We start from the raw sequence: 23,199 nt of genomic DNA on the forward strand, positions 1-23,199 counted from the left end.
GATACAGATGGAGCTTGCGGGCTATCAAATCATCGGACGAATCGCCGAGGATGAGGAAACGATTCTCTACAGGTTAAAGGGACTTCGTGATGAAACGGTTGTCATGTGCCAAACGACCCGTGATCCTTATCCGCCTGCTGATAGTATGAGCCGCTATGAGCAGGAGTTCGAAATGCTGCGTCTGCTTGGAGGCCGCGGAGCAGTCAAGCCGCTGGAGCTCAAGCATGACGGCAATCGTCCTTTTCTGCTTTTTGAAGACTTTGGCGGCATACCGGTGCCGCAGCTTTTTGGCAAGGGTCAAGGCCGCAATGCGGCCCGGCCGCTGGATAAGCTGGGACTGCTGCGTCTGCTTGGCGTGGCTGCAGATGTGGCCGATTGCCTGGCCCGCGTGCATAACCGGCAGATTGTTCATAATGCTGTCTATCCGTTCCATATTTTAATCCACCCGGATACGCTTGAGGTCAAGCTGACCGGCTTTCAGCGGGCGTATCTGGTGGACAACCCTCCAGCATTTGCAACTGAGCCGACGCTGCATCAGAGCGGGCTTGCCTACATGGCTCCGGAGCAGACAGGCAGGTTCAACCGACAGGCTGGTTACCGGAGTGATGTGTACAGTCTGGGCGTGACGTTGTATGAATGGCTGACCGGATCCCTGCCTTTTGAGGCGAAGGATGCGACGGAACTGATCTACTCGCATATCGCCAACCAGGCACCATCGGTATCTGCACGGGAGCCCTCGATTCCCTGGGCTGTATCGGATATTATCCGTCAATGCATGGATAAGGCGCCGGAGGAGCGTTATGGCAGCGCGTTCGACATTCATAAGGACTTCCTGGAATGCTTGAGGCAGATCAAGGAGAAGGGGGTTGTCGTGCCCTTTATTCTGGCGGCCAAGGATAACACGGGCGAATGGCATATTCCACAGGATATTTACGGAAGGGAAGCGGAGCAGAGAAGATTGCAGCAAATTCTTGATCCGGATACCGATGATCTGGCTGACATTGTGCTGGTTGGCGGTCGGGCCGGAATCGGCAAGACGGCTTTTGTGCGGGATGCGCTGCGTCATATGCAAAGCCAGGGTATGCTCCTCACGGGCAAATTCGAGCTGAATTCTTCCCATATTCCGTATTTTGGCTGGATACAGGTCATTGAGAATCTGGTTACCCAATTGCTGATCCGGCAAAAGCATGAGCTGGAGCTTTGGAAGCTGCGCATACAGGAGCGGATCGGGGAATACGGACAGCTGCTGATCAACTGGGTGCCCAAGCTGGGGCTTCTGATCGGGGAATCGGCAGAGGTGCGGCCGCTCCCGCTTATGGAGGAGCGGAATCGCTTCCACCAGATTTTGCGCTCATTCATCCAGCTGTTTGCGGATGCCAATTACGCCCTGACGATCTTCCTCGATGATTTGCATTGGGCGGATGAAGCATCGCTTCAATTGATTGAGCAGCTGTTTAGCCGAAAAACGGGCTATTTGAAGCTTGTCTGCACATACCGTGAAGGAGAGCAGCCGGGAACCCCCTGGTCCGGGTGGGAACCGGAAGCTGCGATGGCATTAACGGTGATTGTCCGTTTTAGACTGCTTCCGCTTAGGGAGGAAGCTGTGCGGCAACTGCTGGCGGATACATTACGAACACCGGCAGACAGCCTCAAGGAGCTGGCGCAGGTGCTGACAGTGAAGACCGGCGGTATCCCGCTGCTGCTCCGTACGCTGCTGCAAAACGGTGCAGACCAGGGCATATTCACCTATAACCGGCCGGACCGGTACTGGGAATGGGATATGAGCAGGGTAAAGGCTATGGACTCCCCGCTCCAGTCACTGGGAAATTGGTCAGCCGGACGATTGGCAGCATTGCCGGAGACTGCGTTGGAACTGCTGAGCTGGGCGGCCTTTCTCGGGCGGCAATTCGAACTGTCCATGCTGCTGGAGGTGAGCGGCCGCTCAAGGGAGGGTGCATTATCCGACTTGCTGGAGGCGGTGCGGCATGGTGTATTGCAGGTAAGCAGCAGGGATGATGCCGGGGGCACGGTATTTGCTTTCCCCCATGACCGGATTCGCCAGGACTGCCAGGGACATGCTTCGGCAGCAGACAGTGTGAATTACCATTATGCGGTGGGACAGATGTGGAAGCGGCGGGTGGCGGAAGAAGCCGATACGGCTTTATTCGAAGCGGCCATTCATCTGAACCAGTGCAAACAACGCATTAAGGAATGGGCAGAGAAGGCGGAACTGGCAGAGCTCAATGATCAGGCAGGGCAAAAGGCGTTACAGTCGACAGCCTGGGAGCAGGCGCTGCGGTATTTCCGTGAGGCGGCAATGCTGATTCAGGGGGACGGCTGGGAGCGCTGCTTCGATCTGGCCTTCCGGGTGTTCAGTTCACAGGCAAAGTGTGAACTGCTCTGTGGAGAGGAAGCAACCGCCTATCAGCTGTTTGACATGCTAATGACAAAGGCACCTGCTGATATGGACCGTGCAGCGATCTATTTAACGATGATTCAGCTTGAATCGAACCGGGGCCACAATGCCAAGGCGCTGCAGTTGGCGGACGAGGCGCTGCTCATGCTTGGTATCCATCTTCCGAAGAAGGTTGGCATGACACAGTTGGTCAAGCAATGGTTTCGTCTGAAGTGGAAGCTTCGAGGGCGCAACCGGGACCGGATCCGTGAGCTCCCTGCTATGGATGATCCACGACTGTTGGCTGCCATGTCAATTTCTGTCTATTCCGGAAATGCAAGGTTTGTGGAGAATGGGTCAAGCTGGGTCTCTGTAAATTTAACGATGGTCGAACTAACGCTCAAACATGGTCTTTCGCCGGGAGCATCGGTCCATTTTGCCGGTCTGGCGCTCCTCAGCACGATGGTTGCACGGAACTACCGGAATGCCTTTAAATGGGGCAAGCTGGCTTATGAGCTGTCGGAAGCCCATCCGGATATGAGAAGCATCAATTCCAATGTCTTTTCATTGTGCTATGACAGCTGGCGCCGTTACGAGCCGGGCCTGCTGGAGGAATTTATCCAGCACGCTGAGCATGCCGCGTTGGAATCCGGCAGTCTGTGGCATGCAGAGCAAAGCATATTATTCGCATGTGCGCTGATGTTTGTGTTCGGCAGGCCGCTGGGCGAAGTGTATACGCTGATTGTGCGAAACTCTCAATTTCTGAGCCGCAGTCAAGATCCCGGACACTCCAGGCTTGCGGCTATTATCTCCACGATCTTGTCAAGCCTGATTGGGGAACGGAACCCGGAGGATCTGTTCGCAGAGGTTGATATTCTGGCCCCCGGCTTCACCTTGAACCAGAAGGGCGAGCAGGACATCATGCTGGAGGAGTCCGTATGCATGTTCGGTTACGTGACGTCTTATATTTTCGGACAATATGAGACGGCGTACAGTTATATTGTCAGGGCGAAGGCGATTATCAGCATGCGGCAGGAAAATGAAACGGAGATGTCTGCCTTCGGGTTTTATAATTTTCTCATCATGGCTGAGCTTTACCCGATTGTCACGGATACCGAACGCAAAGCCTTTCTGGGCACGATGCGTCGCCAGCTGAAGAAAATCAAGAGCTACAAGGCCCGGTGTCCGGAAAACTACGAGCATAAATATTTGCTGATGTCCGCTGAGTTCGCCCGCATTACGGGCAAGTTCGTCAAGGCGGCACAGTTATATGAGCTGGCGTGCGAATCTGCGCGTGAGGGCGGATATACGCATAATCTGGCAATTACTTCAGAGAATGCCTTCCGTTTCTACATCGATCAGGGCAAGCCGCATCTGGCGCGAGGGTATTTGTCGCAGTCCTATCAGGCCTATTTGCAGTGGGGCGCACTGGAAAAGGCATCCCGGATGGTCAAGCAATTCCGCCATTTGCTCTTCATCGACCACACGCCATTGTCCGGCAGTATCGATTACCAGGCAGTCATGAGTTCAGCCCAGACCATATCCGGGGAGATGCGCATGGACCGGCTGCTGGTCGGGCTGATGCGCACCCTGTTGCATAATGCGGGAGCCGAGAAGGGCGCACTCCTATTCGAAGCCAAAGATCAATTGTTCATTGAAGCGCAGGCTGTCTCCGGCAAGGATGTCCGTCTGGAGCGGGTGCCGCTGGAGCAGGCAGAGGATGTGCCGGCTGCCATAATCAGCTATGCGGCGCGTACCGGAGAGGTTGTCGTGCTGAACCATGCGTGCCGGGAAGGAATATTCTCAGCGCTGCCTTATGTGCAGGACAAGCAGATGAAATCTGTGCTATGCATTCCGATGATCAAAAATAACCGGATGATCAGCCTGTTGTATCTGGAGAATAATCTGTCGGCGGGCATATTCACTCCGGAGCGGCTGGATGTATTGAAGGTGCTCTGTTCCCAGTGTGTCATCTCCATCGAGAATGCACAGTTGTACTCCAATGCGGAACGGCTGAAGCAGACGCTGGAGGAGCAGGTGAAGGAACGTACCCGCTCCCTGGAGCTGTCGATCCGGGAGACGGCGTCGGCACTGGCGGAAGCGTCCATCCAGATGGACCGCAACCGGATTGCAGCCGATGTCCATGACATCGTCGGTCATGCCATTACGTCCACACTTCTTCAGATTGAAGCAGCCAAATGGCAGATGCGCAAAAAGCCGGAGGATGCTTTGGATCGTCTGCAGGGCGTTCAGGACTTGCTTAGGGGAGGACTCAACCAGATCCGCGGTTCGATCCACATGCTGAAGGAGGCGGAGGGCGGCAATCTGGTGAAATCGCTCCAGCAGCTCATTGCTAGTACGGAGCATAATGCGGGGATTACCGTGAAGGCCGAGCTTGACCCGTTATTCGAGCTTGACCGGATTTATCATCATGTGATCTATCATGCGCTGCAGGAAGGATTGACGAATGCGATCCGGCATGGCGATGCAACCGCCTTTCATTTTGTGCTTCGGGATGAAGGGCAATATTTGCAATTCATGCTTCAGGATAACGGCCGCGGAGCCAAGCAGGTGACACCGGGCTTTGGACTGACGGCGATGACCGAGCGCGTCGAGGCGCTGAATGGAAGGCTGTTCATTGGGTCTCACAAGGACGGGGGCTGTCTTCTGCGAATCATCCTGCCCTACACCAACGTAAAGGAGAAGCAGTATAATGCAGAAAAATGAGAAATCCCGGTACCGGCTTATCGTGGCTGATGATCAGCTGCCGACAAGGGAAGGGCTTAAGCTGATTTTGGAATATGAAGGGGACATGGAGGTTGTAGGCCTGGCGAAAAACGGTCTGGAGGCTTATGATCTGGCGCGGGCATTTATGCCGGATCTGGTGCTCATGGATGTGCAAATGCCGATCATGGACGGCATTTCTGCGCTCAAGCGCATCAAGGCCGAATTTCCGCAGATTCAGGTTATGATCCTGACCACCTTCATTGAAGACGAGTACATTATCGAAGGCCTGGCGGGCGGGGCGAGTGGCTACATCCTGAAGGATATGGAAGGTGACAAGCTGATGGCTTCGGTTCGTGACGCGGCTGCGGGGCGCTTTATGCTGCAGGGGGTTGTTGCGGAGAAGCTGGCATTCCGGCTGCGTCAATTGGAGCAGAAGGCCGCCATGGCCGCTGAGCTTCAGCCCAGCCTGCCGCGCCTGACGGAGCGGGAAGAAGAGGTGGCCCGCCTGATGGTGAAGGGGCTGAACAACAATGAGATCGGGAAGCAGCTGAATATCTCTGATGGAACAGTGCGCAACTATATCAGCGGCCTGTACGGGAAGCTGAACGTAGGGAGCCGGGCCGAGGCCATCGTCAAGCTGTTGCAGGCCAGTTATTGAAATGTCATAGTACACATGTGTGACATCCAACACTAGTTGCGTTCGTCCCCTTCCACTATCCTAAGTAGTAGAAGGAGTGATGAAGATGCCATACTATTACTTTCAGGAAATCAAAACGCCGTTAGTGCTGCTGGGAATCCGCTTTATGAAGGATGAGCAAGGCAAGGTCTGGATGAAGGTTGGCAAGCGGAGCAGAAAACTGATTTACAACAATGCAAATCCTGCAGGCCGGATGAGTAATGCCAAGCCAGATTAAAGAATATATGGGGCGCGGACTTTTTCCGAACGGGCAGATGTGAATGAACGGACTTGAAATTCACTGCACGGACAAAGTGCCGCGCCTGAAATGTGTTTAGGCGGGGAATTCAAGGGAGAGCAGTTAAAAGGGATGCAGCAACCGAGCGGTGCGGGAGAGTTGGCAGCTTTTACATATAGATCCGATCAGGGCAGGGAAATGGATAGGGTGGAATTGAGAAGAGAAAGAATAAGATATAGATATAGAGAGATAGAGACCATAAATGCGCGGAGTATTGAGTTTGGCATTGATAAAGGCTTGCTGATACAGATAAGCCCTGCAAGAAAAGAACTGTGTGACTCTAGTAATAAAGTCAGCATTCTAATTAGTGAGATGAGAAGCAAGGAATGAAAGGGTGTAAAAAGCAGAGATAAGAAAATCAAGCAGAAGCTTGAGTGAAATAACCATATGAAACAGAATTAAAAGGAAAAGCTTGACTGGAAAACATAAAAGAAAAATATACCAAACAAAAATAATATTAGGGATTTAAGAAAGTATCGGGTTATAAAAAACGGGAATACGGAAGTATGAGCAGGAAATGAATTCAGAAATAAGCTCAAAATGAAAACTTCAAATAACATGATAAATATAGGGTTATAAGAAAAAGTATTGAAGAGATTAGCATGCAGAAAGCATTAATAATATAAATAACTTCTTCAATAATAAATTTAATAAATGCAGATATTCTACTGCAATTAGTAGCTGAGATGAACTTTCCAGGTTGAAGAATAGATTACTATTATACATAGAGAAAATAAAAAAAATTAAACCCCAATTATAACCATATGAGTACTTTCGGAAAACATATAGAATTATGTTGCAGATTCCGTTAACATAGAAAAAGAGAGCAATTGCTGCACTTAATTATCAGAATAATTGTAATTATCCAATAATAAACAAACATATACTTAATATTGAAGAAAAACTTTATAACTAATCATTTTCTTAATTTGAATTTTGGCTAAAAAGTGGGAGTACAGGTTGTAATAAAAAATAAAAAACAAGTGTTTCACTATAACATAAAACGGGTAAAACAAGATTGATTTGTGATAAATGAGGATTCAAGCGGAAGACATGAATTTGAGTATAATGGCAATAACTGCTGAGGCGGAGAGCGGGTATTGTGCTTGGGCAAGCCTGCTGGGGTATGCTAGAATAAGAGGCATATAGCAGCGGGGAGGATACTTGGAATGATAGATATACATAGTCATATTTTGCCTGGGATAGATGACGGAGCGGCTGGTTGGGAAGAGACGCTTCAGCTTGCCAGGGCCGCGGTAGAGGATGGAATTCGGACAATTGTTGCGACCCCCCATCATGCTAACCGGTCATTCTGGAATTATGCGGCCGAGGTAAGAGAACTGACTGCAGAAGTGAACAAGCGTCTGCTTGCCGAAGGAATTCAGCTGCAAGTGCTGCCGGGGCAAGAAATCCGGGTACATGAAGATTTGCTGGATGCCTGGTCCAGGGGAGAGTTGCTGACATTGGGCGGTTCAGATTGCGTTCTGATCGAAATGCCGTCATCCTCTGTCCCAAAGAATATGACGGAGATTGTTCATGAGCTTTCTATTTTGGGCTTGCGTACGATCATCGCTCACCCTGAACGGAATAAAGAGATTGCCAATGACCCGAGGTTGCTTGAAGAATTGGTAGAGGCAGGAGCCTATGGACAGATGACCACGCACTCGTTGCTGGGAGGATTCGGCCGGCAGATTGAACGCAGCGCGTGGCAGCTTTGCCGAAATGGTCTGATCCATGTCATATCTTCGGATGCGCATCATGTAGAAAAACGAAACTTTCGGCTGCGCGAAGCGTATGATAGGGTGGAGAAAGAGCTTGGGAAATCTTGGCGGGTGTATTACGAACGGAATGCAGAACACATTGTAAACGGTCGGCCCCTGGAAGATTTGCCTGCCGAATTACCAAAAGAAAACCTTAAGATTTGGAGAAAGATTTCCAATATTTTCCGTTACTAATTGACGCAATCGTTTTTACCATGCTAGAATCTTAAGGGGAGATACATAATTCGGGATGTTTGGCGACAATTTCAAATACTTAAACGAGGTGAGAGAGTAGTGACTTTCAAGAAGAAACTGGTAGTAACAACGATCGCTGCGAGCATGGCGGTAACTGCTTTTGCTGGTATTCCACTGAGCAGCAAAGGACTGGCTGAAAAGGTTGGATTTGTGCAAGTTGCGAGTGCTGCGTTTAGCAACAAGGGTTTTATTGATAAAGTGAACGCTATCCACGCTAATCTGGCATTGGATAAAGATGGGCAGGATGAAGTAAGAGCGTTGAGAGATTTTATCAAGAATGATCTTAACCTGGATGATCATCATGAGCTTATCGATCCAATTTGGAACAAAATTGGTGTCAAGTTCTCCGCTGAAGAAAAACAGCAGCTTTTCGACATCTTTAAAGCTGTTCTGGGTATGACCTATGACCCTAAATTCGAAGAGCTTGAAAATCTTAAAGAAGAGCACAAGCAATTCCTGTTGGATTTAGCCGATAAATTTGGTGCTGATAAACTGACAGTGAACGACATTGTCGATTTTGCGGCGCTTGTTGAATCCCAAATTAAGAGTACTTTGGCTTCCATTACTGATGTAGAGCTCGCCAAGCTCCTGAACGATACTGCAGCACAAGAGCAACTGCTTAAGAAAGTGCTTGTTGCTGTTAAAGAAGACAAGTCCAACAAAGTAAGCTTGCTTCTGCAAAAATTGGATGATAATAGCGATCCGGATAAAAATGTAACTGTAGATGATATCATTCAATCCCTTAGATATGTAAAACAAACGTTCCCTGAGTATAAGCCGGCTGCTAAAGCAATGTTGGGTGCCTATATTCGTACTGAAGGTGTAGGGAATGTGACTACCAATGGATTGAGTGGACGCGTAACGTTCAAAGTTTTTGGTAAGGATATCACTTCATTGCTCCAATGGGAGTCTTCCAACTCTGCTGTGACCGTTGATAACAAGGATGATAAAGGCAAACTTTCCACGACTACTTCCGGTTCCACTGCAACAATCACAGCTGTACTTGCTGGTAAAGTTGTATTTGAGAAGAGTGTAACTTTGAGTAACAATAGTGGCGGTTATCCAGGCGGCGGTGGCGGTGGCGGTATCAGCAGCCCTGCTGATCAAGCTGTTCAAGATTTGAACAACAAGAAAAACGCTATTGAGAACGCAACTGGTGAAGCTAAAGAAGCGTTGATCAAAGAAGCGGTTGAAATTGCAATTAAAGCTTTGAATGAGACGCTGAAATACAATGCTTCGAGCAAAGTAACAGTTGCCGATGGCGAAGCTAAAGTTAGCTTGACGAAGTCTGATCTGAATTCTCTGACTTCCGGTGCAAAGAAAATCGTTGCCAAGCTGAAAGAGGTAGCTCCAGGAGCTGAAGCTCGCCTGCCTAAGCTGGTTGCTACGATTGACCTGGGCTCTGTTTCTGCAAGCAGCGTATCAGCTGAACTGGCTTCTGACTTGATCAAAGAGCTTGAAGCTAGCGGTATCACTTCTTTCAAAGTGACATTCAGCGGATTCTCTGCACAAGTTCCGGCTACAGCTACATTCTCTGACAAAATCGCACTCAACGTTAAGAAGAGTACTGCAGCAGAAGATACAACTTCCCTGCCTGTCGCTTCTGATGTTTATGAGTTTGGATTGACTGTTGGCGGACAAGCAGTAACTGAGTTTGCCCAACCGATTATGATCTCAATCCCGCTCAAAAATGCAGCTAATCTGGACAAAGAGCTTCTGACTGTTGCGAAAATTGTCGATGGCAAACTGCAATTCGTAGGCGGTAAAGTTCAAGGCGATGCAATCGTTGAATCCCGTCACAGCTTCTCTTCCTATGTAGTTGTAGAGAACAAAGTATCGTTCAGCGATATTTCTTCTGTACAAGCATGGGCAGGCCGTCAAATTCAGGTTCTTGCTGCCAAAGGTGTAATCCAAGGCAAGAAAGAGGGCGTATTTGCTCCAGCAGATAGCGTAACTCGTGCTGAATTTGCGAAAATGCTCGTTGAAGCGCTTGACCTGGACAGCAGCCTGGCTAAGCATAACTTCAGCGATGTGAAAGCAGCTGACTGGTTCGCTCCTTATGTTGCAGCAGCGGCAGAGAGCGGAATTATCAACGGACGTACAGCAACAACGTTTGTACCAAATGCAACGATTACCCGTGCTGAGATGGCGACAATGGTATCCCGTGCTCTGAAAGCAACTGCAGGCTTGAAGGATGTTGAAGATGTCCAAGCAAATCTGACTAAATTCACTGACGCATCGGATATTCATTCGACTCTGGCATCTGGAGTAGCTCTGGCGTCCAGCAAAGAGATTGTTATCGGTTCAGGCGGTAAATTCCGTCCTAACGCTACAGCTAACCGTGCTGAGGCAGCAGTTATTATCTACCGCGCATTCAATTACGCTGAATAATCCATCTGCCTATTAAAACACCACTCTCCTCTCATGCAGATGCGGGGAGGGTGGTTTCTATTGTCTACAATTTGTAGATTTGTGTCGTTTTTTGCTACGTATTGTAACGAAATTGCATAGACAGCATGGAGGGAAATGACGTGTCAAATGAATTGGACTTGCGCGATTACTTTCGCATAATTCGCAAGAGAGTGTGGATGATCCTTGCGATTGTGGTTGCGGCTTGTATGGTGTCAGGGATTTTCAGTGTATATTTCAAGAAACCAGTCTATGAGGCTTCTACCAAGATCATTGTTAATCAAAGTGCCTCTCAAGCGATATCTCAGCAGCTTGATATCAATCAGATCAACTCCAATATTCGGATGATTGATACGTACAAAGAGATTATCAAGACTCCTGCTATTTTGGATAAGGTAGCCGAACAATACCCTCAGTTTGAGTTAACAGCAGAGGAACTTTCCAAGAAAGTGAAGGTAAGTTCTGTCAACAATACTCAGGTTATGACACTAGCCGTTCAGGATATCTCTTACCGTAAGGCGGCGGAGATTGCCAATGCTGTTTCTTTAATTTTTCAGAGTGAGATTCCACAGTTGTTCAATATTGAGAATGTTTCGATTCTTAACGAAGCCAAAGTTGACGCATTTCCGGCGCCGGTTTCTCCGAATATTCCATTAAATATTGCGATTAGCTTTGTAGTAGCGTTAATGCTAGGGGTAGGAATTTCATTTTTGTTAGAGTTTCTTGATGATACCTTGAAAAGCGAGGAAGATGTACAGCGCTATCTGGGGTTGCCTACATTAGGTGCAATTTCAAAAATGGATCAAGAGGATGTGAAAACTGCTAGCGGCGCCAAGTCTGTAACGCAGAGCTACAAGAAAGCAGGTGAACTGGAACGTGTCACAATTGGAAAGTAAAAGCAAGAATGGACGCAACCTAATTACAATTACAAATCCACGCTCCCCCATTTCCGAATCTTATCGGACTTTACGCACAAATATTGATTTCTCTTCCATTGATGAGCAGGTACAAGTCATTATGGTCTCATCTGCTGGTCCTGGGGAGGGTAAATCAACCACAATTAGCAATCTGGCTGTTACGTATGCGCAGACGGAACGCAGGGTTGTTTTGATCGATGCGGATATGAGAAGGCCAACCGCACATCACACCTTTCAGTTGTCTAACCGTCAAGGTCTTTCTTCTATATTATCTCAGCAAGCGACTTATCAGGATATCGTACAAAATACCGATATTCCGAATTTACAAATTATTACCTCAGGCCCAATACCACCGAACCCTGCCGAGATGATGGCGTCAAAGCGGATGAGTGCGCTGCTTGATGAACTACGTCAAAACTACGATATTATTTTGATTGATGCGCCGCCGCTGCTGGCTGTTACAGATCCGCAAATCATTGCATCCAAGAGTGACGGGGTGATTATGGTTGTAGATTATGGCAATGTCAAAAAGGATGCTGCTATGAAAGCCAAGGCAAATTTGGATAATGTCAACGCTAGAATTCTTGGTGTTGTGATGAATAACGTAAAACGCAAGAACGGCGAGGCTGGGTACTATTACTATTATTATGGTCAGGATGACAAAGCGTAGTCAGGATACCTGTCAAAGACGCTAATTTAGTAAGGGGGAAACCATGAACAAGAGGTGGAGGCTCTCGGTTCTATTATTAATAGATATCGCTATTATTTGGTTTAGTATTTACATTTCGTACGTGCTGCGATTTGATGGTGCTATTCCAGATACGTATTACTCTCAAATGCTTGTCTATGGGCTGGGTTCAACCTTGCTTTGTGGTGGTAGCCTTTATTACTTCCGTCTTTACCACAGAATGTGGCAGTATGCGAGTATTGGAGAAATCATTGCCATTGTCAAAGCGGTTACAATTGGGGGTATTCTTTCTTGGTTAATCCCTGTGTTGATTCTACAGGAGGTTGTATCCGTCGCAATCATGATCCGTACATTGGAGACCATGTTAATACTAATGGGGGCAGTACGGTTTGGGTGGAGAGTATTTCGTTCCAACCGGTTTAATGACGCTGGAGAAAAGTCACGCGTTGTAATCATTGGAGCCGGTGATTGCGGAGTATTGATAGCCAGAGAGTTGACGAATCCGGCATTCACGGACTGGGAACTGGTAGGTTTCATGGATGATGCAGCTGAAAAACAGAGAATGCATATTCTTGGCGTACCCGTACTTGGTTCAAGGAATGAAATTCAAGAAGTTGTAGAGAAGTATGGTGTTGCGCAATTTATTATTGCAATGCCATCAGCTCCAAAGAAGGAAATTTCCGCTTTAATCAATCTGGCATTGGCTACTGGTGCTAAAGTCAAGATGATTCCAGCTATTAACGATCTCATTACCGGTAAGATATCTGTCAAAGCTATCCGAGATGTTGAAGTTGAAGACTTGCTGGGAAGAGATCCGGTTGTCAGTGACTTGGAAGGCATAGCGAATTACGTACAGGATAAGGTTGTTCTCGTTACAGGAGCCGGAGGTTCTATAGGCTCTGAGCTATGCCGACAAATATCTACGTTCTCGCCAGATACGCTATTATTGCTAGGCCATGGGGAAAATAGTATTTATTTGATTGAGATGGAGTTAAGGACAAAGTTCCCGTGGCTTCATATTGAGACTGTTATTGCAGACATTCAAGACAGGGAACGAATGGATCAAGTTTTTAAAAGATTCCGCCCGCAGGTAGTCTTTCATGCGGCGGCGCATAAGCATGTTCCATTGATGGAGCGCAATCCGTCAGAGGCTGTTAAGAATAATGTTTTTGGTACAAAAAATGTTGCGGATTGTGCAGATAAGTATGGCGCAGAGCGCTTCGTAATGATTTCCTCTGATAAGGCTGTTAATCCAACCAGCATTATGGGCGCAACCAAGCGAATTGCGGAGATGTATGTGCAGAGTTTGGATGCTATAAGCAAAACCAAATTTGTCGCTGTCCGGTTTGGAAATGTGTTAGGCAGCCGCGGCAGTGTGATTCCTAGGTTTAAGGAACAAATCATTCGTGGCGGACCGGTAACGGTGACTCATCCCGACATGATTCGTTATTTTATGACAATACCTGAGGCTGTACAACTGGTTATCCAAGCTGGTTCATTTGCCAAGGGTGGAGAAATCTTTGTGCTGGATATGGGCAAGCCGGTTAAAATCGTTACCCTTGCAGAGGATTTGATTCGGCTTTCCGGTTATGAGCCTTATACCGAAATTCCAATTGAGTTTTCTGGAATTCGTGAAGGTGAGAAATTGTTTGAAGAGCTATTGACTAGTGAAGAAGCGGTGGACTCCACACAACATGACAGAATATACATAGGCAAGCCGACAGAAATTAATCGCACTCATTTGGAACTGGAATTCAAGCGCTTTGAGAAAGTGATACAAGATGGCCATGGTTCCGTCAAGGACATTATTGAGAATCTTGTACCGATGTATCAGCATGTGTCTTAGGCAGAACTAAGTGGATTTGATAAAGGAGTGACACACGAACATGAAGCGGTGGCATAAAATTTTAATTGTGGTGTTCTCTATTGTGCTAGTTCTTGGAATAGGCGGTCTGATTACAGCAAACTATGTGATTGATAAGTTCCTGTCTTCCTTCTCAAATAGTGTCATTGCGGAGATGGAGAGCTCGATGCTTAATAGTGATAAAGAAGCAGAGGGCGGCCAAACGCAAGAAAATGACAAGGTTGAGAAGGAAGATATTCCTTCTAATTCAGAGAAGAAGTCTGAGAAGAATGAGGAAAATACTCCTTCTGAGGGAACTGCTAAAGAAAACGAAGATACTCTAACTAAACCAGACAAAAATGAAACCAAACAGGATGATGGCTCCAAGACACTAAGCAAAGGTGAGGAGAAATATAATCCTAACGTTTCTGTAGATAAAGCAAAAGAGATACAGGAAACAGCTACTGTATCTGAGAAAGCCAAGGTAACCTCAATACTGCTTTCCAAGCTGAGTTTGGAGGACATTAAGACTCTTCAGCAGTTAGCGAGTGGAGGGTTGAGCAAGGAGAAGAAAAAGGAAGCCAGGACGCTGATGTTAGAGAAGCTTTCTGAAGATGAGTATAATGAATTGATTGAGATAGCTAAGAAATATGGTGTGAGTCAAGGAAGACAATATGATGAGGTAAAGAAAGACAAATAATATTGATGGGGTTTAAAAAGTGAAATTATATCCTTATGTGAAAAGATTAATTGATATAGTATTTGCTGTTCTTCTTCTAGTGATTGCTTCTCCAATTATGTTATTTGCAGTTTTTGCAATTAAAATGGAGTCTAGAGGTCCAGCACTATTTAAACAGAATAGACCTGGGAAGAATTCTCGTATTTTTACAGTGCTGAAATTCAGAACAATGGCAACTGAAATGGAGAAAGACGGCAGGGCATTATCTGATATGGAGCGTATGACTAGAGTAGGTAATGTTTTACGCAAAACAAGTATTGATGAATTACCCCAATTAATTAATATTTTGCGTGGTGAAATGAGTTTTATTGGCCCACGTCCTCTCTTGGTAAAATATTTAGACTACTATACCCCAGAGCAATCCAGAAGACATGAAGTAATGCCAGGAATCTCAGGATGGGCACAAGTTAATGGGCGTAATTCTATAAGTTGGAAAGAAAAATTTAAACTGGATGTTTGGTATGTAGAACATCAATCTCTAAGTCTTGATATCAAAATTTTGCTACTTACAATATATAATGTTTTAAAAAGTAAGGATATAAACTCTTCTTCTGATAATACCATGCAGCCTTTTACAGGTGACGTGGAATCTGGCTTATAATAAAAATGGTCGGTGAATGAAATAATGCCCAAATTACTTATTTTAGGAGCAGGTGGCCACGGTAAAGTGGTTGCTGAAATAGCAGTTTTAATGAATCAATGGGATGAAGTTTCATTCCTGGATGATAATGAAGACCTAACTAACACAATAGGCAATACCAGTAAGTACGAGTTGTTTTTGAATCGCTATCAATATGCTTTTTCAGCATTCGGAGATAACCGATTAAGAACGGAATGGAACAGTCGATTAAAAGTTGCTGGATACTCAATCCCGACTTTAGTTCATCCAAATGCGATAATTAGTTCTCAAAGTAGTATTGATGAAGGTACAGTAGTTATGCCTGGTGCAATTATCAACTGTGATTCTTCAATAGGAAAACACTGCATAATAAATACTGCGGTAAGTGTGGATCACGATTGTACAATCAATAATTCTGTACATTTATCACCTGGGGTGAGGTTAGGAGGCTCCGTATCAGTAGACGAGTTTAGTTGGATTGGCTTAGGAGCAAAAGTAATTAATAATGTTAGCATTGGGAGAGGAGTAATTATCGCAGCTGGGAGCGTAGTTACTAAAAATATTCCCAATTATGTAATGGCGGCGGGGGTACCTGCCAAAATAAAAAAGCAACTTGGAGTGTGAATAAATTTTGAGTCAAGTCATTCCATTATCTGTACCTAATCTTTCGTTAGACATACTAGAGAATTTGAGAGAAACTATTGAAACAGGCTGGGTCTCAACCGGCGGGCGTTTCATTGAAGAGTTTGAAAAAAAAGTAGCAGCTTATGTTGGCACTGAAAGAGCGGTGTCGTGCCAAAGTGGAACAGCCGGGCTTCATCTTGCATTGAAGGTGCTTGGAGTGGAATACGGTGACGAAGTCATCGTCCCGACATTAACCTTTATAGCTGCAGTTAATCCGGTGAAATATCTTGGAGCAGAGCCAGTTTTTATGGACTGTGACGATACTTTAAATTTAGATGTGAATAAATTGGAAGCCTTTTTGGAAGAAGAATGTCAGTTTACAGATGGTACAGTAATTAATAAATCCACAGGGAAAAAAATTAAGGCAATAATTGTTGTTCATGTTTTTGGAAATCCAGCTAGTATGGAACGATTAATGGAAATTAAAGAAAAATATAATCTAAAGTTGCTTGAAGATGCTACGGAAGCTTTGGGGTCATATTATAAAGATGGAACATTCGCTTATCGTCATTGCGGAACAATCGGTGATATAGGGGTATATTCATTTAACGCAAATAAAATTATAACAACCGGTGGAGGAGGGATGATCGTATCTAATAATGGAGAACTATTAGAAGAGATATCCTTTCTTTCTGTCCAAGCAAAAACAGACCCTCTTTATTTTACACATGATGAAGTGGGATACAATTATAGAATGACGAACATTCAAGCTGCATTTGGCACACATCAGATTGACCAATTAGAAAGTTTTATTGATACAAAAATCAATAATTATAACCTCTACAGTAATGGAATAGAGCATATTGAGGGCTTGGGGCTATTATCGTTTAGAAAGGACACAAGAGCAAACCATTGGTTTTATTCATTAATAGTAGAGGAACAGTATAAGGTCAACAGAGATGAATTACTAATTCAATTGAATAATTTTGGGATACAAACTAGACCTCTATGGGGATTGATACATAAACAGAAGCCTTACTGCGCTAATCAGTCTTATAGGATTGAAAATGCTATCTTCTATGAAGAAAGGCTATTAAACATTCCATGCAGTAGCAATTTGAAACAGGAACAAGTAATGGAAGTTTTAAAAAGGTTGGGAGATTAAAATGGGAATAATTAGTTTTATTTTCTGGATAAGCTTGTTTCTTATTTTTTATTGTTTTATAGGTTATCCCGTTTCTCTATGGTTAATAAAGAATTGTATTAGAAATAAGAAAGCGGTGGCTAACGCCCAATCTAAACCATCTGTCACAATAATAATTCCAGCTCACAATGAAGAAACAGTTATCGAAAATAAGTTGATAAACTTAATCAACTTGAACTATCCTGCAGAATTAGTTGAAATAATTATTGCTTCTGATAATAGTACAGATAAAACAAATGAAATTGTAACCAGTTTTATTGAAAATAATCGGAATCATATTATAAAGTTGTATAAAGTTCAGCAAAGAAAAGGAAAAACTAATGCTCAAAATGAAGCAGTTAAAATAGCTAAAGGCGAGATTTTGGTATTTAGCGATGCTAATGCGATGTTAGATAGTGAAGCTGTAAATTACCTTGTTTCTTCATTCATATCAAAGGATATTGTATATGTTACAGGAAGATTGCAATATGTAAATAATTTAGAGTTTGCATCAAGTAATACTGAAAATAATTATTGGCAATATGATTTGTTTATGAGACAAATAGAGTCTGATATTCAAACGATTACAGCTGGTAATGGAGCAATATATGCAATAAGAAGAATTGATTATGTGGATTTTAATCCTATCGCTTGTCATGATTCTGCCATGCCTATTTTTGCAGGTATTAATCAGAAAAGAGCTATTTATAATTCAAATGCGGTTGCCTATGAGAAGGCAGGAGAAACTTCTGGAGATGAATTCAAAAGAAAGGTAAGAATGAATCGAGAGATTCTGACTTTCATTTTTGGAAACATAAAAAAATATAATGTTTTTAAAAATGGTTGGTTTAGTTATTTCTACTTAGGGCACAGGACTCTCAGATATTCATTGTTTCTTTTTCACTTAAGTGCATTGATTACGAATCTGATTTTGAGTATAGAAAACAAATTTTATTTAATTACTTTTGTGTTGCAAATTTTGTTTTATTTCCTTGCAGGATGTAAATTGATATTTGGATTCAATCACAAAATATTTTATTATCCGTATTATTATACTATGACTATAGCGGCTCAATTAGTGGGTGCAATGAGACAAATTAGTGGAAGATCAAAACCCTTTTGGGACAAAGCTGAAACTACAAGATAAAGGTGGATTTAAAATGAATATAGGAGTAATAGGGACTGGCTATGTAGGGTTAGTTCAGGGAGTTATACTGGCGGAGTTTGGTATGAATGTAATTTGTATGGATGTAGCTGAAGAGAAAATTATTCAATTAAAAAGAGGTGAACTACCTATATATGAACCTGGATTAAAGGAGTTGATGGATAAAAACTTTAAAGAGAAAAGATTACATTTCACTACAGATATCCAGGAAACTGTTTCAAAAAGTGATGTTATTTTTATTGCGGTTGGTACTCCACCAAAAGATGATGGAAGTGCAGACCTAAAATATGTACTACAAGCTGCGACAGATATTGCAATCCATATGAATGACTACAAAGTGATTGTCAACAAATCTACAGTTCCTGTAGGGACAGGTGAAATGGTCAATAATACTATTTCTCGAATTTTGAGTGAGCGAGAAAAAGACATACCATATGAAGTTGTATCTAATCCAGAGTTTTTAAGAGAAGGAAAAGCAGTTCAGGATTGCTTAAAACCTGATAGAGTCGTTATAGGAACTGACTCCGATAAAGCAAGAGCAACTATGAAAAGCGTCTATGATGTATTGTATATAAATCAAACCCCTTTTGTTTTCACAAATATTGAAACAGCTGAACTAATAAAATATGCATCAAATGCTTTTCTCGCAGTAAAAATCAGTTTTATTAATGAGATGGCATTATTGGCCGAGAAAGTTGGGGCTAATGTTCAAGAGGTTGCTAGGGCAATGGGGATGGATGGGAGAATTTCTCCTAAATTTTTACACGCTGGACCGGGTTACGGAGGTTCCTGTTTCCCTAAGGATACTAAGGCTATTGCAGATATTGGAAGAAAAAATGATGAAGAAATGTTGGTTATAGAAGCGGCTATTAAAGCTAATGAGAAACAGAAGATAAAAATGGTACATAAAATTGTTAACAATATGAGTATTGATGGACGACTTGATGGTAAAATTATTGGAGTCTTGGGTTTATCTTTTAAACCAGAAACTGACGATATGAGGGATGCACCGTCTATTGATATTATTGAAGGATTGATTAAAGCGGGAGCTAAAATACAAGCATATTGTCCTCAAGGTATGAAAGAAGCAAAATGGAGACTTGAACATCTAGGTAATAATATTAAATATATGAATGATGAGTATGAAGTTTCTAAGGATGCAGAGGCGATAGTAATTATGACTGAATGGCATCAATTTAGAGGGATGAATTTGAGTAAAATTAGAGAAAATATGAATGGGAATTATTTTTTTGATCTACGTAATATATACTCTAAAAGAGAAAGGAAACTAGATGATTTTATCTATATTGGGGTAGGTAATTAATGAAGAAAGTCATATTTTTAGATAGTAGCTATCCAATTAATAGTAGGAATGAAAGAATTATTAAAGTGATTAATAAAGATCATCATGTTAAAGTGATTACTTGGAATAGAACAAAAGACACAATTACTAATACTGATTATCAAATATTTAATAGAATTGCACCATATGGTAGTCGATTCAAAAAACTTAAGTATATGTTTCAATATTATAGTTTCATAAAAAAAGAAATACTTTCATTTAAACCTGAAATAGTAATTGCATCTAATTGGGATATGTTATTTCTGGCTTCATTTATTAAGAAGAAATTTCATTTTAATTTAATATATGAAAATAGAGATATGATTAGTACAAGTAATTCTCTAGTTAAGTATTCACTTGAGGCCATTGAAAGAATAAGCCTTAAAAATGTTGATAGTATGATTTTAGCATCACGATTTTTTGAAGATAAATATCCGTGTTTCAAAAGGAAAATAATTGTACTGGAAAACAAAATTCCGAGATTCCTCCCAAAATATGAGAACACAGAATCTGTTGTTTTTAGAATTTCATTTATTGGCGCGGTTAGATTTTTTGATATTTTAAAAAATTTATTAGAAGCTACTAAAGACTTAAGTAATGTTGAGATAAAAATTCATGGCAGCGGAGCTGATAATGAACGCTTAATAAAATACGTAAAAGATTGTAATTTTCCGAATGTAGTTATAACTGGGCAATTTAATTATAATTTAATAGGGGAATTATACGCTAATACTGACTTGGTGTGGTCTGTATATCCTAATACAGAAAATAGTAATAAGAAGTTTGTAATGCCAAATAAATATTTTGAGTCAATTTATTTTGAGACCCCAGGAATTTTCCCCAATTCAACTAAGGCAGGTGAATTGGTTGAGGAGCAAAATATCGGGTATACTGTGAATCCATATGACAAAAATGAAATAAAGGCTAAAATATTACATATATTAAATGATAGATCTGACTTATCTACTAAAGTTTCTAAAATGAGGAATTACAAAGAAAGTATTTTCTTTGAAGATGATTCTGAAAAGTTAAAAGAATTAATAAGTGAAGGATGAAGCTGTATTATGCAAGTAAATTTTATTAATATGGTGTTATTATGAGCACACTGAAATCTAACAAAATTATACTAGCTTTATTAACTATTTTAGCAATAATGATTCCTTTTATATCTGTTTTATCAAGTATGATTCTAGGTAGTACTGTTAGTATAGTTAGGGATGGATTAATTACTTTTTTAATTTTGTTTTTGCTTGCTAGTGTACTAAAACAAAAGAGCGTAAAATTGTCAATTTCTAATCTTCTATTATTATCTTTTATTATTTATGGACTTTTTCATGTTTTTATATCTATTTTAGATCCTATAACATCTTTTTTAAAATTCCGTTTAGTCTTTTTCTATCCATTAATTTCATTATTAGTAATTATTTACTTTAAGAATAATAAATATAACTCAAACAACAATTTTCAATTTTTTAAAAGAATTTTTGTAATTCAAGGGTATATAATTTTGTTTTTTTCAGTTTTAGAATTGCTATTGGGAGATCGATTATTAATCATTTTATATCAAAATGATTTTGTAAATATTCATAGAGATTTATTGGGGCAAACTGGAATTCGTTTAGTTTCACTTTTATATAATCCAATTAATTTGGGTTTTTTTCTGAATATATTTCTAGCATTTATACTCTTTAATAAAAGTAAAAATTATATATTCTTTCTAGTGAAATTGGTTACCATTTTTTATACGTTGGCTGTTATTCTTTTAACATTTTCTAGAATGTCATATATTGTTGCTGCTATAACGGTTTTAATATATGTGTTTTATTCTAGGAGATATTTCTTTACTATTCGTTCTATCACTGTAGGTGTTGCCATTCTATTTTTTTTATCAGTGGTTTTTCAAATGTTGCCTGAAAACAATATTGAAAATATAAAGACAAGGTTTGGTCATATTGAGGGTAATTATGTGAAAGAAAATGTTAGGTTAGATAATTGGAATCAATACATTACAACTGTTCTTTCAGAAGGTGGATTATTTTATTTTTGGGGTTCAGGATTGGGAACTTCAAACTCGGATTCAAAGTATCAATCGGATAAAGTGATGAGAGTAGAGAATTCTTATATATCTTTCTTCGGAGAGTTGGGATTGCTTGGCCTTATTTTTTTCATATATTTTTTAGTAAGGACTATTAAGAATATTATCATTAGAAGTAAAGATAATTTAGTTGAAGCCCGGATATTATTTCTGATCATGCTTATGTTTATTATATGCGGCTTTGCTAATGACATATTTCATAACAATCCATTTTCTTTTTATTTCTGGTGTCTTTATTTTCACCTTGAAATAGCATGTAATAGTAGTAACAAAAAATTAGAAACTGGAGTAAATCATGAAAAAAATAGTGTACTTGAGTGATGTTGACATTTCCAGCCCAGGTGGGGCACAAGAATCTATGAAAATATTGCTTAATGAATTGTCAAACCAATATGATTTTTACTTAATAACGCCTAGCGGGACAAAAATAAATGAAAATCATTATGTTCTAAATAGATATGAGAATTTTATAGTTAGGGGTAAAAAAATCATTGATTTAATAATGATGTCAAGAGATATCTCAAAAGCAATTAAAAAAATTAAACCAGATATAATTCATATCCAAATGCCATCAACCCTTGTAGTTATGAATATTCTGATTAGTTTAAAACTGATTCGCAATGTTAAAATAGTCTATACTGATAGAGGAGTTTATGGATTATATGGTAAAGTTACAACTTTCTCCATTAATAGCTTAATCAATAAAGCTAATAAAATAATAACAACTACTAACCATAATTTGTTGAATTACAAAAAAACATATAAAAAATTCCATGAAAATTCTGGTAAGTTTGAAGTAATATATAATACTGCTGGAAAATCCTTTGATATTTATACCGATGAAAAAAGACAATTAATTAGAGAAAAATATAAAATTGAAGATGATAGAACAGTGATTGGTTTTTGTGGTAGATTTAGTCCTCAAAAAGATTGGGCACTGGCAACGGAAATAATTGAAAAATGTAGCAATGAATTCAATGATTATGTATATATGCTAGTTATAGGAACAGATGGAACGCAAAAAAATATGGATGAAGTTATAAAATATTGTGAGGATTTGAAGGGGAAAATCGGAGAAGATAAAGTTAAAATATATATTAATCTTAATATTAATGAGGTTGAGGAAGTTTATTATGCAATGGATTGTTTTATTTTGACATCAAAATGGGAATCCTTTGGAAGGACTGCTGTAGAAGCGATGGCGAGGAAAAATATAGTGATAGGACGAAATGTTGATGGGCTATCTGAAGTTATTGGGAATAGTGAATATTTATATTCACATTCAGATGAGCTTTTAAATATTTTAAGATCAAAAATGTGTAACTATAAAGAAATTTTGAAAACTAAGGAACTTTTTTATAAACGTTATCATAATTATTTTGGGTATAGGAGTAATATTAAAGCATACAATAATTTATATGAAAAAATTTAGATTTCTATTAAATTTGACCTTTAAACATACCA

18 protein-coding genes are annotated in these 23,199 nt (G+C 41.4%); all 18 read left to right on the forward strand.

The genetic code is table 11. The features are described 5' to 3' along the window. Positions 1-7: 7 nt before the first annotated feature. Positions 8-5,122: an AAA family ATPase gene (locus H583_RS0103075; RefSeq protein ID WP_028559179.1), complete on the forward strand. Its 5,115-nt coding sequence runs from the start codon at positions 8-10 to the stop codon at positions 5,120-5,122. Further along, complete coding sequence (locus H583_RS0103080; RefSeq protein ID WP_036708291.1) at positions 5,109-5,780, forward strand: response regulator; 672 nt, start codon at positions 5,109-5,111, stop codon at positions 5,778-5,780. The genes H583_RS0103075 and H583_RS0103080 overlap by 14 nt, the downstream gene beginning before the upstream one ends. Before the next feature lie 85 nt (positions 5,781-5,865). After that, positions 5,866-6,036 (forward strand): hypothetical protein, encoded by a 171-nt coding sequence (locus tag H583_RS36460; protein ID WP_154665788.1) that lies wholly within the window; start codon positions 5,866-5,868, stop codon positions 6,034-6,036. Positions 6,037-6,168: 132 nt separating this feature from the next. Next, positions 6,169-6,426, forward strand: a complete 258-nt coding sequence (locus tag H583_RS0103090; RefSeq protein ID WP_028559181.1) for a hypothetical protein — start codon at positions 6,169-6,171, stop codon at positions 6,424-6,426. Positions 6,427-7,265: 839 nt separating this feature from the next. After that, on the forward strand, positions 7,266-8,051 hold the full coding sequence (locus H583_RS0103095) for a tyrosine-protein phosphatase (protein WP_028559182.1): 786 nt from the start codon (positions 7,266-7,268) through the stop codon (positions 8,049-8,051). 99 nt (positions 8,052-8,150) lie between these two features. Next, the gene (locus H583_RS0103100) at positions 8,151-10,502 is read left to right on the forward strand and encodes an S-layer homology domain-containing protein (RefSeq protein WP_028559183.1); all 2,352 of its coding nucleotides are present in this window, start codon (positions 8,151-8,153) and stop codon (positions 10,500-10,502) included. A 140-nt stretch (positions 10,503-10,642) separates the two neighbouring features. Further along, the gene (locus tag H583_RS0103105) at positions 10,643-11,416 is read left to right on the forward strand and encodes a YveK family protein (protein ID WP_036708295.1); all 774 of its coding nucleotides are present in this window, start codon (positions 10,643-10,645) and stop codon (positions 11,414-11,416) included. After that, a complete protein-coding gene (locus tag H583_RS0103110; protein WP_028559185.1) occupies positions 11,397-12,107 on the forward strand; it encodes a CpsD/CapB family tyrosine-protein kinase in 711 nt (236 codons plus the stop codon). Before H583_RS0103105 ends, H583_RS0103110 begins: the two co-directional genes overlap by 20 nt. A gap of 43 nt (positions 12,108-12,150) precedes the next feature. Next, positions 12,151-13,971, forward strand: coding sequence for a nucleoside-diphosphate sugar epimerase/dehydratase (locus H583_RS0103115; RefSeq protein WP_028559186.1), 1,821 nt, complete (start codon positions 12,151-12,153; stop codon positions 13,969-13,971). A 40-nt stretch (positions 13,972-14,011) separates the two neighbouring features. Next, positions 14,012-14,668 (forward strand): hypothetical protein, encoded by a 657-nt coding sequence (locus H583_RS35085; RefSeq protein WP_028559187.1) that lies wholly within the window; start codon positions 14,012-14,014, stop codon positions 14,666-14,668. Positions 14,669-14,687: 19 nt separating this feature from the next. Next, on the forward strand, positions 14,688-15,308 hold the full coding sequence (locus H583_RS0103125) for a sugar transferase (protein ID WP_028559188.1): 621 nt from the start codon (positions 14,688-14,690) through the stop codon (positions 15,306-15,308). 24 nt (positions 15,309-15,332) lie between these two features. Then, positions 15,333-15,950, forward strand: coding sequence for an acetyltransferase (locus H583_RS0103130; RefSeq protein ID WP_028559189.1), 618 nt, complete (start codon positions 15,333-15,335; stop codon positions 15,948-15,950). A gap of 7 nt (positions 15,951-15,957) precedes the next feature. Further along, on the forward strand, positions 15,958-17,115 hold the full coding sequence (locus H583_RS0103135; protein ID WP_028559190.1) for a LegC family aminotransferase: 1,158 nt from the start codon (positions 15,958-15,960) through the stop codon (positions 17,113-17,115). Between the two features lies 1 nt (position 17,116). Further along, complete coding sequence (locus H583_RS0103140; protein WP_028559191.1) at positions 17,117-18,280, forward strand: glycosyltransferase family 2 protein; 1,164 nt, start codon at positions 17,117-17,119, stop codon at positions 18,278-18,280. Further along, the gene (locus H583_RS0103145) at positions 18,234-19,622 is read left to right on the forward strand and encodes a UDP-glucose dehydrogenase family protein (RefSeq protein ID WP_245585831.1); all 1,389 of its coding nucleotides are present in this window, start codon (positions 18,234-18,236) and stop codon (positions 19,620-19,622) included. Before H583_RS0103140 ends, H583_RS0103145 begins: the two co-directional genes overlap by 47 nt. Next, complete coding sequence (locus H583_RS0103150; protein WP_028559193.1) at positions 19,622-20,695, forward strand: glycosyltransferase; 1,074 nt, start codon at positions 19,622-19,624, stop codon at positions 20,693-20,695. Before H583_RS0103145 ends, H583_RS0103150 begins: the two co-directional genes overlap by 1 nt. Positions 20,696-20,736: 41 nt before the next feature. Continuing rightward, entirely contained in the window at positions 20,737-22,056 is a 1,320-nt protein-coding gene (locus H583_RS0103155; protein WP_028559194.1) for an O-antigen ligase family protein, read from the forward strand. Beyond that, a complete protein-coding gene (locus H583_RS0103160; RefSeq protein WP_028559195.1) occupies positions 22,031-23,167 on the forward strand; it encodes a glycosyltransferase family 4 protein in 1,137 nt (378 codons plus the stop codon). The genes H583_RS0103155 and H583_RS0103160 overlap by 26 nt, the downstream gene beginning before the upstream one ends. Positions 23,168-23,199 lie beyond the last annotated feature (32 nt).

The organism is Paenibacillus pinihumi DSM 23905 = JCM 16419 (genome assembly GCF_000422505.1).
In the GTDB taxonomy this organism is placed as follows: Bacteria; Bacillota; Bacilli; order Paenibacillales; family Paenibacillaceae; genus Paenibacillus_D; species Paenibacillus_D pinihumi.